The sequence below is a fragment of the Brevibacterium sp. CFH 10365 genome, from assembly GCF_009299785.1.
GTDB classification, from domain to species: Bacteria; Actinomycetota; Actinomycetes; order Actinomycetales; family Brevibacteriaceae; genus Brevibacterium; species Brevibacterium limosum.
The window spans coordinates 178,058-191,799 of record NZ_VIGO01000004.1; the positions used below are offsets into that span (position 1 = coordinate 178,058).

Annotated in this window: 15 protein-coding genes; 10 read left to right on the forward strand and 5 right to left on the reverse strand. The window is 64.9% G+C overall.

Features of this window, described 5'->3' with window-relative positions; genetic code table 11:
* Nucleotides 1-306: 306 nt before the first annotated feature.
* The 3 genes from FHG09_RS09420 to FHG09_RS09430 all read left to right on the forward strand — a co-directional run bounded on the left by FHG09_RS09420 (nucleotide 307) and on the right by FHG09_RS09430 (nucleotide 2,965).
* A complete protein-coding gene (locus FHG09_RS09420; RefSeq protein WP_152347397.1) occupies nucleotides 307-1,278 on the forward strand; it encodes a methionine ABC transporter ATP-binding protein in 972 nt (323 codons plus the stop codon).
* Nucleotides 1,275-1,949, forward strand: coding sequence for a methionine ABC transporter permease (locus FHG09_RS09425; RefSeq protein ID WP_152347398.1), 675 nt, complete (start codon nucleotides 1,275-1,277; stop codon nucleotides 1,947-1,949). The genes FHG09_RS09420 and FHG09_RS09425 overlap by 4 nt, the downstream gene beginning before the upstream one ends.
* A gap of 179 nt (nucleotides 1,950-2,128) precedes the next feature.
* Entirely contained in the window at nucleotides 2,129-2,965 is an 837-nt protein-coding gene (locus FHG09_RS09430) for a MetQ/NlpA family ABC transporter substrate-binding protein (protein WP_152347399.1), read from the forward strand.
* A gap of 94 nt (nucleotides 2,966-3,059) precedes the next feature.
* Here the strand turns inward: FHG09_RS09430 and FHG09_RS09435 are convergent, their stop codons facing one another.
* Nucleotides 3,060-3,644, reverse strand: a complete 585-nt coding sequence (locus tag FHG09_RS09435; RefSeq protein ID WP_152347400.1) for a CGNR zinc finger domain-containing protein — start codon at nucleotides 3,642-3,644, stop codon at nucleotides 3,060-3,062.
* Between the two features lie 95 nt (nucleotides 3,645-3,739).
* On the opposite strand from FHG09_RS09435, the gene FHG09_RS09440 reads away from it, so the two are divergent.
* Nucleotides 3,740-4,810, forward strand: coding sequence for an LLM class flavin-dependent oxidoreductase (locus tag FHG09_RS09440; protein ID WP_152347401.1), 1,071 nt, complete (start codon nucleotides 3,740-3,742; stop codon nucleotides 4,808-4,810).
* A gap of 158 nt (nucleotides 4,811-4,968) precedes the next feature.
* Here FHG09_RS09440 and FHG09_RS09445 read toward each other — a convergent pair whose 3' ends face one another.
* Nucleotides 4,969-5,616, reverse strand: a complete 648-nt coding sequence (locus tag FHG09_RS09445; protein WP_152347402.1) for an isochorismatase family protein — start codon at nucleotides 5,614-5,616, stop codon at nucleotides 4,969-4,971.
* 233 nt (nucleotides 5,617-5,849) lie between these two features.
* Here FHG09_RS09445 and FHG09_RS09450 point away from each other — a divergent pair, with 233 nt between their 5' ends.
* Nucleotides 5,850-6,797 (forward strand): GlxA family transcriptional regulator, encoded by a 948-nt coding sequence (locus tag FHG09_RS09450; protein WP_152347403.1) that lies wholly within the window; start codon nucleotides 5,850-5,852, stop codon nucleotides 6,795-6,797.
* A 21-nt stretch (nucleotides 6,798-6,818) separates the two neighbouring features.
* Here the strand turns inward: FHG09_RS09450 and FHG09_RS09455 are convergent, their stop codons facing one another.
* Complete coding sequence (locus tag FHG09_RS09455) at nucleotides 6,819-8,783, reverse strand: BCCT family transporter (RefSeq protein WP_227492665.1); 1,965 nt, start codon at nucleotides 8,781-8,783, stop codon at nucleotides 6,819-6,821.
* Between the two features lie 16 nt (nucleotides 8,784-8,799).
* Nucleotides 8,800-8,970: a hypothetical protein gene (locus FHG09_RS19810; RefSeq protein WP_193627338.1), complete on the reverse strand. Its 171-nt coding sequence runs from the start codon at nucleotides 8,968-8,970 to the stop codon at nucleotides 8,800-8,802.
* 174 nt (nucleotides 8,971-9,144) lie between these two features.
* On the opposite strand from FHG09_RS19810, the gene FHG09_RS09460 reads away from it, so the two are divergent.
* The 4 genes from FHG09_RS09460 to FHG09_RS09475 all read left to right on the forward strand — a co-directional run bounded on the left by FHG09_RS09460 (nucleotide 9,145) and on the right by FHG09_RS09475 (nucleotide 12,272).
* Nucleotides 9,145-9,741: a TetR/AcrR family transcriptional regulator gene (locus FHG09_RS09460; protein WP_152347405.1), complete on the forward strand. Its 597-nt coding sequence runs from the start codon at nucleotides 9,145-9,147 to the stop codon at nucleotides 9,739-9,741.
* 214 nt (nucleotides 9,742-9,955) lie between these two features.
* Nucleotides 9,956-10,495 carry a DUF6069 family protein gene (locus tag FHG09_RS09465; RefSeq protein ID WP_152347406.1) on the forward strand — a complete coding sequence of 180 codons (540 nt, stop codon included), beginning with the start codon at nucleotides 9,956-9,958 and terminating at the stop codon, nucleotides 10,493-10,495.
* Nucleotides 10,496-10,515: 20 nt separating this feature from the next.
* On the forward strand, nucleotides 10,516-11,643 hold the full coding sequence (locus FHG09_RS09470; protein ID WP_193627339.1) for a sensor histidine kinase: 1,128 nt from the start codon (nucleotides 10,516-10,518) through the stop codon (nucleotides 11,641-11,643).
* On the forward strand, nucleotides 11,640-12,272 hold the full coding sequence (locus FHG09_RS09475) for a DNA-binding response regulator (RefSeq protein ID WP_152347408.1): 633 nt from the start codon (nucleotides 11,640-11,642) through the stop codon (nucleotides 12,270-12,272). Before FHG09_RS09470 ends, FHG09_RS09475 begins: the two co-directional genes overlap by 4 nt.
* Nucleotides 12,273-12,293: 21 nt before the next feature.
* Here the strand turns inward: FHG09_RS09475 and FHG09_RS09480 are convergent, their stop codons facing one another.
* Nucleotides 12,294-13,079 (reverse strand): SDR family NAD(P)-dependent oxidoreductase, encoded by a 786-nt coding sequence (locus FHG09_RS09480; RefSeq protein WP_152347409.1) that lies wholly within the window; start codon nucleotides 13,077-13,079, stop codon nucleotides 12,294-12,296.
* A gap of 104 nt (nucleotides 13,080-13,183) precedes the next feature.
* On the opposite strand from FHG09_RS09480, the gene FHG09_RS09485 reads away from it, so the two are divergent.
* Entirely contained in the window at nucleotides 13,184-13,699 is a 516-nt protein-coding gene (locus FHG09_RS09485; RefSeq protein WP_152347410.1) for a MarR family winged helix-turn-helix transcriptional regulator, read from the forward strand.
* The last annotated feature ends 43 nt before the right edge of the window (nucleotides 13,700-13,742 follow it).

Consider the following 13,742-nt stretch of genomic DNA (forward strand, 5'->3'; position numbering starts at 1 on the left):
CTTCCTGGTCTATTCGCTCGACATGGACGGCCTGTGCCATCGACATGGACAGCGGGTTACGACGAAGAAAATTACAAGGCGTCTTCCTCTGAGCGGGGCCGATGCGGGCGGACTGCATCGCGCACGGCTATGTCCTTCATCACTAAACCGCGTCAATGCGTCTTTTTATGACATCTGCCTGTGAGGAGAACACGATTCCTTGTCATCCTGAATCGTCGGCCCTACTGGACCGTAGGCCGACCCATCCCCATTCTTCTGCCGTCCACCACCGTGCGCGGCATTCGTCAACCACACGAGGAGGCGCCTGTGATCGAACTGCGCGCACTGCGGAAGGTGTTCGGAGGCACCGTCGCCCTGGAGGAGATCGACCTTTCGGTCCCTGCCGGTGAGATCCACGGCATCGTCGGCCGTTCCGGGGCCGGGAAGTCCACACTCATCCGCTGCCTGACCGGACTCGACAAGCCCACCTCCGGCACCGTGTCGATCGACGGCGTCGACCTCACGAGCCAGTCCGGATCCGGTCTGCGCGAGGCCCGCCGCAGCATCGGCATGGTCTTCCAGCACGTCAATCTCCTCGACTCGAGCACGGCGCTGAAGAACGTCGCCCACCCGCTCAGGATCGCCGGAGTGTCGAAGGCCGAACGCCTGACCAAGGCTCGTGAGCTCCTTGAGTTCGTCGGCCTCGGCGACCGGGTCGACAGCTATCCCTCTCAGCTCTCGGGTGGCCAGAAGCAGCGCGTCGGCATCGCCCGGGCTCTTGCCGCCGAACCGAAGGTGCTGCTGTGCGACGAGCCCACCTCGGCGCTGGATTCGACGACGACGGATCAGATCCTCAGTCTCATCCGCTCCCTGCGCGACCGTTTGGGCATCACCGTCCTCATCATCACCCACGAGATGTCCGTCATCCGCGAAATCTGCGACTCCGTGACGCTGCTCGCCGACGGCCGCGTGGCCAAGACCGGGAAACTCGCCGAGGTCATCGCCGAGCCCGGATCGGTGTTGGCCAAGGATCTCGTCCCCCTGCCCCCGGTCAGCATCGACGACGGGGCGGGCCGCCTCGTCGAGGTGTCCCTGGCGGGCACCGATCTGCCCACGGTGCTCACCGCCGCGCGGAATGCCGGAGCGAGCGCCGAGGCGATCCTCGCAGGGGCCGTGGAGACGATCGAGGACCGCCAGGTCGGTCGACTGCGCTTCTCCGTGGACTCGGCCGAACAGGCGAAGGGGCTCATCACCGCCCTGAAAGCCGATGGAATCTACGCGGAGGAGGCTGCCCGATGAACGATCCCACCTGGTTCGACAACCCGGCGATCACCGATCAGATGTGGCCGGCCACCATCGAGACCCTGCTCATGACGGCCTGGTCGACCGGACTCGCCGTGCTCTTCGGACTGCCTTTGGGCATCTGGCTGTTCACCGCGTCGAAGGGCGGGCTGAATTCGAACCCGGTCGTCTACCGGATGCTGTCCTTCATCGTCGACATCACTCGCTCGATCCCCTTCATCATCCTCATCATCGCCCTCATCCCCTTCGCCCGCTTCGTCGTCGGCTCGGCGCTGGGCTGGCAGGCGACCGTGGTGTCGCTGACGATCGGGGCGATCCCCTTCTACGCCCGACTGGTCGAGAACTCCCTGCGTGAGGTCTCCGAAGGCAAGATCGAGGCGGCATTGATGATGGGGGCGTCGAACGGCCAGGTCACCCGGCAGGTCTACGTGCCCGAGGCACTGCCCGGTCTCATCGGTGCCGCCACCGTCACCTCGGTGACCTTGGTCTCCTACACCGCGATGGCCGGAGCCGTGGGCGGCGGCGGTCTGGGTGCGCTCGCGATCTCCTACGGCTACCAGCGCTACCAAGCGGACACGATGATCGCCTGCATCATCGTCCTCGTCCTCATCGTCACGATCATCCAGTTCGTCGGCGACCGGCTGGCCCGCGCGGTCGACCACCGCTGAGCCGCCTCGGCGAGGGCGATCACGTCCGGCCCAGCGGCGGCGCCCGTCGCGACGGCGGATCTCTGAGTTAAGTGGGGACAGATTGTCCGAATCGGCGACGAATCCGGCAATCTGAACCCACTTGACGGCCACCACTGCCCATCCCTTTGCACAGCACACGACACACATCAAGGAGAACCATGAAGACCAAGCTCATCGCGATCGCGGCCGGCGCGACTCTGCTGCTCTCGGGCTGCGGGCTCGTCGGCGGCGGCACGGATTCCGTCGGCGAGAAGGACGGCGACGTCACCAAGCTCACCGTGGGTGCGACCCCGGTACCGCAGGGCGACATCCTGCGCTACGTGGATGAGAACCTCGCCGAGGACGCCGGCCTCGACATCGAGGTCACCGAGTACACGGACTACACCCTGCCGAACAAGGCACTCAACGACGGCGACATCGACGCGAACTACTTCCAGCACAAGCCCTACCTCGACTCCGAGGTCGAGGGCCAGGGCTACGAGATCACCGGCTTCGAGCCGATCAACCTCGAGCCCTTCGCGCTGTTCTCGAAGGACATCAAGGATGTGGGTGACATCCCGAAGAACGCGAAGATCGGCATCAACAACGATCCCTCGAACCAGGGTCGTGCGCTGAAGATGCTCGAAGGCGCGAAGCTCATCACTCTCAAGGACGGAGTGGACGCGGTCGACGCGAAGCTCTCCGATGTCGAGGACAACCCGAAGAACGTGGAGTTCGTCGAGGCCGACGCCGCGCAGCTGGCCCGAACACTCGAAGATGTCGACGCATCGGTGATCAACGGCAACAACGCCCTCGAGGCCGGACTGAGCCCGGCCAAGGACGGCATACTGTTGGAGAAGGCCGACGGCAACCCCTACGGCAACTTCCTCGCCGTGCGCACGGCGAACAAGGACGACGAGAACATCAAGAAGCTCGACGAGCTGCTCCACTCCCCCGAGGTGAAGAAGTTCATCGAGAAGAAGTGGGCCGACGGCTCCGTCCTCCCCAGCTTCTGACCCCAATTACTACCCGACGGCGGCCCAGCAACCTCGCGCGAGGTATCTGGGCCGCCGTCGGGTTGTTTGGGGAGGGGTCGCCGGGCGGCCCTTCTCAGGAAGCCGCAGCTCGCTTCTTCTCATATGCGCGGGCGGCCCGCACGCGATCACCGCACCGGGTCGAGCACCATCGGCGGCGCGCGTGGGTGCGCACGAAGAATCTGTCGCAGGAGGGTGCCTGACAGGTGTCGAGCAGTGATGCGCCCTCGCCGGTGAGGAGGGCGGCCGCATCCTCGCTGATGCGAGCCAAGGCGTGTTCGACCAGCTGGGTGAGCGGGTGTGCTGCCCCCCGATGGAAACCGAGCTCCGGCGTGTACTCAAGCATCTCCGCGCTGGGGGCCTGTCGCAGGGCGGAGTTGAGCGCGTCCACCGCATCCGCCTCCGGTGCCCGGCCCTCGACCGCGGCGGCGAAGAGCTCTCGCAGATGGCCGCGCAGAACGGTGAGTCGCTGCTGACAGTACTCGAGAAGAGCGGTCCCGGTCGGGACGAGCCCGTGGTCGACCAGCCACCTGGTGGCGGCCATCGGATCGACGAGCTCATCCGCGCGGTGTTCGCCCGGAAGTGAGACAACACTGTCGGCCAACGCGAGGCTGACATACACATCGCTGCCCGGGGCAGGCGGAAGGGGAATGGTCGACATGCTTCTCATGGTATCTCATTCCCTTGCCCATGAGAACTCTGATAGTCTTGACATCACGTTTACGTATCTTATTTACCGTGATAATTGAGGAGTTCATGTCTTCCGCTCTCACTTCGGGCACCGCGCCCTTCGCTCTTTCGGTGCTCGACAACGCCCATACCGCCGTCGGCCAGGACATCACTGAGGCCTTCGACGGTGTCATCGATCTGGCCGAACGGTCGGAGGATCGCGGCTATCACCGCTTCTGGATGTCCGAACACCACGCGATGCCCGGGGCGGCCACCTCGTCACCGCAGCTGATGCTGGCGAGGCTGACCGCGGCGACGTCAACGATCCGGCTCGGCGCCGGCGGCATCATGCTGCCCAATCACGCCCCACTCATCATCGCCGAACAGTTCGGCATGCTCGAAGCGTTGGCCCCCGGGCGCATAGATCTGGGGCTCGGCCGCGCCCCTGGGACCGATCCGGGCACAGCCGCCGCATTGCGTCGCGGTCATGACGCCAATGACCATTTCCCGTCTCAGGTCGACGAACTGCTGAGATTCCTCGCCGATGACTTCCCCACCGGCCACCCCTATGAGAACGTCCATGCCGTGCCGGGGCCCTGGCAGAACAGGGAGAACCGCGTGCCGGCCAGGAGCTCCGGTCCGCAGACGTGGATCCTGGGCTCCTCCCCGTACTCCGCGCAGCTGGCCGCCCACCTCGGTCGCCCCTACGCCTTCGCGCTGCAGTTCGGGGACGCCGACGTCGAATCGGCCTTCCGGATCTATCGCGAGAACTTCCAGCCCTCGGAGGCACTCGACGAGCCCTATACACTCGTCAGCCTCGGCGTCGTGGCCCACGATGACGCCGAGGAGGCGCAGAGACAGGCGCGCACGGCGGCGATGGCGATGCTGCGGATGTTCAAACGCCAGTCCTACAGCCTGCTGCCGCCGGAGGAGGTCGCCTCCTATCCCGCCACACTGCAGGAGCAGCAGATCCTCGACCTCTACACCCGTCGGTTCCTCAACGGCACCGCCCCGCAGGTCGCTGCCGGACTCGAACAGCTGCACGAACGCACCGAGGTCGACGAGATCATGCTGGTGACGATGGGCGGCTCTCGACAGGTCCACGCCAGCACCATCGAACTCATCGCCGACCACTACACGATGGGATCCGCCGACTGAGCGCGGTGGCAGGCGACTGAGCCCGGCCGAGCCCTGCGGCGGGCGCCTGAGCCCGGCCACACCCGACCCGGCAGACAGAACACAGCAGGGGCCTCCCGCTGACGGCAGACCGTCTGCGGGAGGCCCCTGCGCGAGCGCCGAAGCGCGGATCGGCCGGCTCAGGCCACGCTGCCCGCCGCTTCCTGCGAACCGGCGATCGCCGAGCTTCCCAGGTCGCTCTTGGGCAGGGCCTCCCCGGATCCGAGCGCTGCGATCCAGTCGCTCGTCGTGGCCACAGCCGCGAAGTTCGAGTTGAGCACTGTCATCAACGTTGTGTGCACCGTCTTCGCGTCGGCGAATCCGGCTGCATTGGCGATATTGATCGCGCCCGTCGCATCGCTGAGGACCTCGGTGCTGAATCCGAGCCCTTCGGCTTCGACCGACGAGGCGAGGATGCAGTTGTTCGTCATGTAACCGACCAAGGTCACGGTGTCCACGTTCCGCTCGCGCAGCCACTGCGCCACATCGGTGTCGGCGTAGACGGAGCCGAACTCCTTGACCACGCTCTTCCACTCATCGCGTTTGCGCTCCTCGACCTCGGGGCGGACGGCGAAACCGGAGCTGTCCGGGTTGAACACCGGTGCGCCGCTGCCCATCGTGTGCTGGACCATGATGACGGGGATGTCCGCTGCGGCCGCGGCATCGATGGCCTCGGTGATCTTCGCCAGAGAGTCCTCTCGGTTCGGATACTGAATCTCCAAAGGACTGCCGCCGAAGTAGTCCTGCTGGACATCGACGAGGACGAGGGCACGCTGTGGATCGGTCATTGTCATTCTCCTGGTATCGGAATCCATGTCGTCGCACGGATATGCGACTCCTTCCACTGTCGCCGAGGCGACGTCCACTCACCAGTGGCAGAATGACCTATTAACGATGGATTCACGCCATTCCGTGACGGAGCCATCGGATACCGTCCACCGCCTCGGCGATGGGGAGTCGAGCCCACCCATTGCCGAGGCCCGGCAGGCACTCTCGCGAGCAACCATGAGGAGTCACGATTATGAAGATCGCCATCTTCGCCTTCGACGGCATCACGATGTTCCACCTCTCGGTGCCGCAGATGGTCTTCGACGAAGTGACACGTCTCGGCCTCGCCGATTGGCAGACGGTGATCTTCTCCAGTGACGGTACACCGGTACGGACAGCCGAGGGATACGACATCAGCGGGGTAGGAACCCCGCACGTCGCCTCAGATGCCGATATCGTCCTCATCCCGTCCTGGCATGACGACGGGAGGCCGGCGGGGTCGGCACTTCAGGAGCTGCTCGTACGAGAGCACGCACGCGGCGCGACGGTGGCGGGCCTGTGCCTCGGAACATTTCCCATCGCCGATGCGGGTCTCCTCACCGACCGCAGGGTCGTCACTCACTGGCGGGCCTTCGACCTGCTGGCAGACCGCCACAGCGACCTGCGCGTCGATGAGTCGGTCCTCTACATCGACGATGACGATGTGTTCACCTCAGCGGGGACGGCTTCGGGGCTCGACGCCTGCCTCCATCTCGTCAGAGCCAGGCTCGGCGCCTCGGCCGCGAACGAAGTCGCCCGCAGCCTCGTCATCGCCCCTCATCGCGACGGCGGGCAGGCGCAGTACATTCAGCGCCCCCTGCCCGGCAGGACGGGAGACGATCCGATCGCGAAGATCCTCACGTGGGCCCTCGAACGACTCGATGAGCCTCTTCCCGTCGAACGGCTTGCCCGCGAGGCGCATATGAGTTCCCGATCTTTCGTCCGCCTCTTCAAGGACTCGACGGGCACCACACCCGCCGTCTGGGTGCGCACCCGCCGCCTCGACGAAGCTCGGCGACTGCTCGAAACGACCGATCACCCGATCGACCGCATCGCCGCCGACTGCGGCTTCGGCAGTGCGACGACCTTCCGCCAGAACTTCGCCGAGGCGTTTCTCACGACACCGACCGACTACCGTCGACGTTTCGACGCCCTGACCTGAGCCAGGCCGTCGCGCAGCCCATCAGTCCTGCTCACGCATCTCCCCCGCCGCCGAGGCGCTGAACTCCGGGGTGTCGAAGACCTCGTCGCCGAGGGGGTCCTGCATCGCCGCGTCCTCGTCGACCTGCAGAGTTCCTTGGTCGCGCGTGAGAGTCTCGGGATCGAGGTCCTGGATAGCGACAACGGAGGTCGTATCCGAGATCTGGTCCCTGCGATCTCCGTGACCGGTTCCCGGAGCCAAGCCGGCCAGGGAGACGGAGGCTCCTCGCCTCTGTCCGGTTTCAGCCGCCGTGGCTCTCTGTGCCTGGACGAGATCGCGCAGGTTCGGGTCGGATGCCCCATCCGCCTCGACCGGCGTGTTCGCGGCAGTGCTCTGCGTCGAGATCTTGACGTACCGGGGCATGACCGCCACCTCGTATCGGAAGACCTTCCACAACGCGACCATGGCCAAGGCGTAGACGATTGACAGGGGAGCCGCTCCGGCCAAGGAGCTCACCTGGAGCACGGTCAGCGCTCCCTCTCCCCCGGCGATCAGGAGGACACCTCCGCTGAGTCCGACGAGCACGGCCCAGAACACGCGGGTGCGCCGCGGAGTCTCGCTGCGACCGCCGTGGCTGAGGACATCGACGACGAGCGAACACGAGTCGGCCGAGGTGATGAAGAAGAGCATGATGACGATGATCGCGATCAGGCTGAGCACGGTGACCATTCCCGATCCGATCGGCAGTTCGCCGAACAGCTGGAACAGCGTCGTATCTGTGTTGACGACGCCGTCCTCACCGACCAGATCGGAGTTCTTGAGCTGGTAGAACAGGCCGCTGTTGCCGAAGATCGTCAACCACACGAGCGAGACCGCCGTGGGCGCAAGCAGCACCCCGAGGATGAACTCGCGGATCGTGCGTCCACGAGAGATGCGTGCGATGAACATCCCGACGAAGGGCGCCCACGACAGGAACCAGGCCTGATTGAACAGAGTCCAGGCCAGAGTCCATCCGTCTTCGGCCCCGGCTCCGGTGACGAAGGCCAGCTGCGGGATCATCTGGGTGTATTCGCCGATGTTCTGCACCATCGAGCGCAGCAGGAAGATCGTGGGGCCGATGATGAGCACGGCCAGTCCGAGGAGGCCTGCCATTCCCATATTCGTGTTCGACAGCCAACGGATCCCCTTGTCCACACCCGACACGACAGAGAGAGTGCCGATCGCGGTGATGCCGACGACGAGGATGATGACGAACAGATTCGACGGTTCGATCCACCCCAGGTGTGCCAGTCCGGCCTGGATCTGCAGGACTCCCATCCCCAACGAGGTGGCGACACCGAAGACGGTGCCGATGATGGCGACGGTGTCGATGACATGCCCCACCCAGGACTCGATGAGTCGACGGCCCATCAGCGGCTCGAGCAGCCACCGGACCGACAGCGGACGACCGTAACGGTAGGTCATATAGGCCAGTCCGAGACCGACGATGGCGTAGATTCCCCACGCGTGCAGACCCCAGTGGAACATGGCCTCGCCGACCGCGACTTTCGCGGCAGCCGGACTGCTCGCCTCATCGCCGATGACTTCCGGCGGCGCCACGAGGTGAGTGAGAGGCTCGGCCACACCGTTGAACACGAGGCCGATGCCCATGCCTGCAGAGAACAGCATGGCGAACCATGACATCCGAGAGAACTCGGGCCGCTCGTCGTCACGACCGAGACGGACCCGACCGATCTTGGAGAACGCCGCCCAGAAGGCGAAGATCAGACAGCAGGTGACGACGAGGATGTACCACCAACCGACCGTCGTTCCGATCCAATCGCGGATGTTCCTGAAGGTCTGCGTGGCTTCTTCTCCGTAGACCGCCCCGATCCAGGTGGCCGCGGCCAAGGCGATGAGGATGATCACGACGGCCGGAATGAAGACAGCTCGCTTCATCCTCGGCGGCTCGGCCGTGCTGGGTCCGCTGTCATCCGGTGAAGCGGCTCTCGTCTGAGTGGTTCTCAAAACTCTCCTTGTCTGGTCATTGTTCGATGTCGCGCCGAGGTGCACGCCTGTCGGCGTCGCCCGCGGCTTCAGCGGCCCGCGCCGCCGACTCGTCGCGTTTTCGTCTCCGCGGCTTGACGGGCACGCCGTGCCAGACAGCGTGAGCCGCATCGACGCCCCACGTGAAGTCGCGCAGTGTGCGTTTCAAAGAACTCCACATCGTCTGTCCCACCCTCCCTGCGCTCCGCGCGTCGGACGCGCTTCACGCCGTAGCTCACTGCTGAGCGCTCGCCGGCACCGCCTGACGCGGCCGACGAGCGCTCATATGCGTTCGAACAGTGAGTTTTATACCGATCTGTTTACCTGGACTATACTGACTTGTATGGTTACGGACTGGCAAATCGAGACTCGCACCCCAGCGGCACGAGCGATCCTCACAACAGCTGGTCGGATCTTCTATGAACGCGGCATCAGCGCAGTCGGGGTCGATACGCTCGCCGCCGAGGCGGGTGTGACGAAGAAGACCCTATATGACCAGTTCGGATCCAAGGCCGCTCTCGTCACCGCCTACCTCAACGAACGCGATCAGCACTACCGGGCGTGGATCGAACATGAGATGCGCGACCGGGACCCCAAGACCCAGATACTCTCCGTGTTCGACGCACTGGATTCGTGGATGGACGCGCACAGCACCAAAGGCTGCGCTTTCGTCCATGCGCATGGAGAGCTCCTCGGCTTCCCCGACCACCCCGCTCACGCAGTCATCCACGATGAGAAGGTGTGGCTGCGAACCCTCTTCGTGAACCTGGCAGAAGCGGCCGGACTCGAGCAGCCCGAGTCCCTCGGCACGCAGCTGCTCGCCCTGCTCGAAGGAGCCACAGTGCTGCGTTCGATCACAGGCCAGCCCGGAGCCGTGGCCGAAGCGCGCGCTGCCGCCCGGGTCCTCATCGAATCCGACTCACCGGCGCAAGCCCGCTGACCCATCCATGCCCGCACCCCTCTCCCTGCTACCTGACGGCGGCCCAGCAACCTCGCGCGAGGTTGCTGGGCCGCCGTCGGGTTGTTTGGGGAGGGGGTTCGAGGACATTTGTCACTTCGCACTCGGGATCGTTCTCCCTACAGCGCTGCCTCCGGCCTCAGTAGCGTCGACGGTGTCAGAGAGCAACGACACTTCAAGCGAGGAGGCGGCCGTGATGAACCGTCGCACCAAACAGGACCCAGCACCACCATCCACAGCCGATCCCATTCGGACCACAGGGCACAAGTCACCGGTCGAACCGAAGACGGCTCCCCTTCAGAACACTGCGGCCCGCGTTGCCGCTGTGACTCTCGGCGCAGTCTTTGCGGCACTGGCGGTGTGGGTGATCGCCGTTCCGGTCGCGGGCGTCGCCCTGGTCGCCGGCGGCGTGGCCGTCTCTCCTGCGGCTGTCGCGCTCGTGTCCCTGGGCAGCGGGTGCGCAGCCGGCCTGTCCTACACCATCATGAGGCGCTTCCGCGGCGGAACGGCCATGTGGACCATCACCGCCTGCGTCGTCCTCGGCCTGTCGATGGCCGGTCCGCCGCTGTCAGGAGCCACGGGCTCAGCCGTGGTCGCACTGGAGCTGATGCATCTGGTCGTCGGTGTCACGATGATCCTCGGCATGCGGCGCGTCGTCCCGAGCAGCCCGGGCAGCATCTTCGACCACGACGCCGCAGCCTTGGATTCAGACCCGTCGACGGCGCAGTCCGAGTAATGTACGAACCGGAGGCGACAATGACGAAGCAATCCATTTCGACCGACTGCGACGACGAAGTCACACGGTGGGTCGCCCGAACCCGCGGGCCGGGGTTCGCGCTGATCTGGCTGCCGGTCCTCATGCTGTCCCCGATTCTGACAGCTGTTCTCGACGGCAAGGCCGTGACGCTGGCGATCCATCTGGCGATCGCGGCCCTCTATGTCGTCACGATCCTCGTCGCCCACCGCGGCCTGCCGCAGCGAGTGGGAGAACTCTGCGCGACCGGGCTCATGGCGCTCGTCGTCATCCAGTTCATCGTGTCTCCCGGAGGCCAAGGCTTCCTCTATCCGCTGCTCGCCATCGCGGCCGCGACAGCTATCCGACTCCGCGCGGCACTCGGGATCGTGATGGGCCTGGCCGTCAGCGGTTCCTTCGCTGAAGGGGTCGCCACGATGTCGCTCAGCAGTGCTCTGCAGTTCGGCTTCGCCACCGTCATGGCCGGCGCCAGCACCTATCTGATCCGCTGTCTCACGGCTACGACCGACGACCTGCGCGCCACTCGCCGCCGCTTGGCTGGGCTCGCGGTGGTCGAAGAACGCCAGCGGTTCTCGAGAGACCTTCATGACCTCCTCGGTCATACCCTCTCGGTGATCGTGGTCAAGGCCGAGGCCATTCGTCGCTTCGCCGAGGGTGATTCCGCTGTCGCCGTCAAGCATGCTCAGGAGATCGAAGACATCGGACGCACGGCCCTGGCCGATGTCAGACAGGCGGTCGCCGGGTACCGGCAAATGCGTTTCGCCGACGAGCTGTCCCACGCGATCGAGACCCTTGAGGACGCCGGAGTCGAGGTCGAGACGACAACCCCGCTGCCGCGGCTTGATGGTCCCACCGACACGCTCTTCGCCTGGGCTGTCCGAGAAGCGGCGACGAATATTCTCCGCCACGCCCACGCGTCCCGATGCACGATGAGAATCACCGTCGACGAGGCGACCGCAGCACTCGAAATCTCCGACGACGGGCTCGGGCTGGGCACGAATCCGGCGGGCTCGGGCCTGATCGGGGTGCGAGAGAGGGCAGAACGTCTGGGCTGTCACGTGCATACCCGATCGGGCCCGCGTGGTTTCACCCTCACCGTTCACGCACCGAGTGCAGGAGAACCGGAATGATCAGGATCGCCGTCGTCGAGGACCAGACTCTCATGCGCTCGGCCCTCATCAGCCTGCTCGACCTCGAAGACGACATCACGGTCATCGGTGAGGCAGGACGCGGTGACGAAGTCTCCGAACTGGTCCACAGGCTCGAGGCGGATGTGGTTCTCCTCGACATCGAGCTGCCGGGGATGAATGGGCTCGAGGCGCTCGAAGAGCTGAACCATGCGACCGACGCCATCGCAGACAAGACTGACACGGCTGAGCCCGAGGTCATCATCGTCACGACCTTCGGTCGAGCGGGCTATCTGAGGCGCGCGATGGACGCCGGGGCGAAAGGCTTCCTCGTCAAAGACGATCCCGTCGAGACTCTCGCCGAGTCGATCCGGCGAGTCGCTCAGGGAGAGATGGTCATCGACCCGCTGTTGGCGGCCCAGGCACTGAGTTCAGGGGAGAATCCGCTCACGGAACGAGAGAGCCAGGTACTCCTTGCGACTGATGACGGTGTCCCCATAGTCGATGCGGCCGAGGCGCTGCATCTGTCTCCGAGCACCGTCCGCAACTACCTGTCGAGCGCGATCGGCAAGCTCGGGGCCCGCAATCGCGCCGAAGCGCTGAGAAACGCCCGCAGCGAAGGCTGGATTTGAGACCGACCGCTTCTGCCTCCCTCACACCACGGTCGGCAGCACTCCTCCGTCTGCGCGCAGGGCCGCGCCGTTCGTCGCCGCAGACAGCGGACTGGCCAGAAAAGCGACGAGGTTGGCGATCTCGCCGGGTTCGATGAAGCGCTGCAACAGTGAGGACTCGCGAACGAGTGAGTCCCGCAGACCCGCGGCGGACATCGATTGTGCGGCGGCGATCTGCTCGACGGTGGCGGCGACTCCGTCCGAATATGTCGGTCCGCCGAGCACGGTATTCACGGTCACCTCGGTGCCGCGAGTGAGCTTCGCCAGGCCGCTGCTCAACGCCAGTGCCGCGGCCTTCGTCGCGCCGTAGTGGATCATGTCCCCGGGCACGTCGACGGCCGATTCCGTGCCGATGAAGATGATGCGGCCCCATCCGTTCTCGAGCATCTGCGGGAGCAGACGCCGTGACAGGCGAACGGCGCTCATCAGGTTGATCTCGAAGTAACGCGTCCACTCCCCGTCGTCGATCTCGGTGAACGTCGTCACGTCGAAGAGACCGACATTGTTGATGAGCACGTCCACGACGCCGAGGCGGTCGAGCAGTTCGTCGACCTGCCCGGCGTCGGCGAAGTCGGCTGCGATTCCCCTCACCGAGGCGGCCGGATTCTGTTCACGCAGACGTGCAACAGCCGTTTCGACACCCTCTTCGTGGCGGCCGTTGATGATGACCGTCGCCCCTTCGTGCGCGCACAGGGAGGCGATCGCGAAGCCGATTCCTTGTGTCGAGCCCGAGATGAAGACGGTTGTGTCTGTCAGTTGAAGATCCATGTGCTTCCTGCCTTGTCGTGTCTCATCCAGGTTTTACTTGCTCAGGAAAGTCAACACTAGAATGAATGAGTTTCTCAGGCAAGTAATCAGCTAGACTGCACTGCATGGACAGAGCCGACAGTCGTACCGCAGATCGAAACCCTTCAGACTCTGATCCGTCCGCTTTCACCGCGGACGAGCTCGAGACGTGGTCCTCGATCGCGACCTTGCTGGAGTGGCTTCCGGCCGCACTCGATGCGCAGATGCAACGCGATTCGCAGATCAGCCATTTCGAGTACGGGATCCTCTTCGCACTCTCTCGAGCGAAAGAAGAGACCTTGGCGATGAAGGAACTCGCCGGCTTCGCGAACAGCACCCTGTCCCGTCTCTCACGGGCTGTCGCTCGACTCGAAGCCAAGGATTGGGTGACCCGACGCCCGAACCCCGATGACGGCCGCACGACGATCGCTTCCCTCACCGGTTCCGGTCGCGCTGCCATGCGTGCGGCGACTCCGGGGCACGTGGCATTCGTACGACGGATGGTCTTCGGTTCCTTGACCCCGGCCCAGGCTCATGCGCTCGGCAGGGCCAGTCGGCGCATCACCTCGGCGATCAGGGAAGAGGGCAGCTGGCACCCTTAGCACACAGACCTTCTGCCCGGAACTCAGACCTCAGCTCTGACCG

Excerpts from the sequence above, each read along its gene's own strand:
- FHG09_RS09480 (WP_152347409.1), bottom strand. The coding sequence starts at position 13,079 with ATGGATCTTCAACTGACAGACACAACCGTCTTCATCTCGGGCTCGACA.
- FHG09_RS09460 (WP_152347405.1), top strand. The coding sequence starts at position 9,145 with ATGGTTACGGACTGGCAAATCGAGACTCGCACCCCAGCGGCACGAGCG.
- FHG09_RS09430 (WP_152347399.1), top strand. The coding sequence starts at position 2,129 with ATGAAGACCAAGCTCATCGCGATCGCGGCCGGCGCGACTCTGCTGCTC.
- FHG09_RS09445 (WP_152347402.1), bottom strand. The coding sequence starts at position 5,616 with ATGACCGATCCACAGCGTGCCCTCGTCCTCGTCGATGTCCAGCAGGAC.
- FHG09_RS09470 (WP_193627339.1), top strand. The coding sequence starts at position 10,516 with ATGACGAAGCAATCCATTTCGACCGACTGCGACGACGAAGTCACACGG.
- FHG09_RS09435 (WP_152347400.1), bottom strand. The coding sequence starts at position 3,644 with ATGTCGACCATTCCCCTTCCGCCTGCCCCGGGCAGCGATGTGTATGTC.
- FHG09_RS09485 (WP_152347410.1), top strand. The coding sequence starts at position 13,184 with ATGGACAGAGCCGACAGTCGTACCGCAGATCGAAACCCTTCAGACTCT.
- FHG09_RS09450 (WP_152347403.1), top strand. The coding sequence starts at position 5,850 with ATGAAGATCGCCATCTTCGCCTTCGACGGCATCACGATGTTCCACCTC.
- FHG09_RS09425 (WP_152347398.1), top strand. The coding sequence starts at position 1,275 with ATGAACGATCCCACCTGGTTCGACAACCCGGCGATCACCGATCAGATG.
- FHG09_RS09465 (WP_152347406.1), top strand. The coding sequence starts at position 9,956 with ATGAACCGTCGCACCAAACAGGACCCAGCACCACCATCCACAGCCGAT.
- FHG09_RS09475 (WP_152347408.1), top strand. The coding sequence starts at position 11,640 with ATGATCAGGATCGCCGTCGTCGAGGACCAGACTCTCATGCGCTCGGCC.
- FHG09_RS09440 (WP_152347401.1), top strand. The coding sequence starts at position 3,740 with ATGTCTTCCGCTCTCACTTCGGGCACCGCGCCCTTCGCTCTTTCGGTG.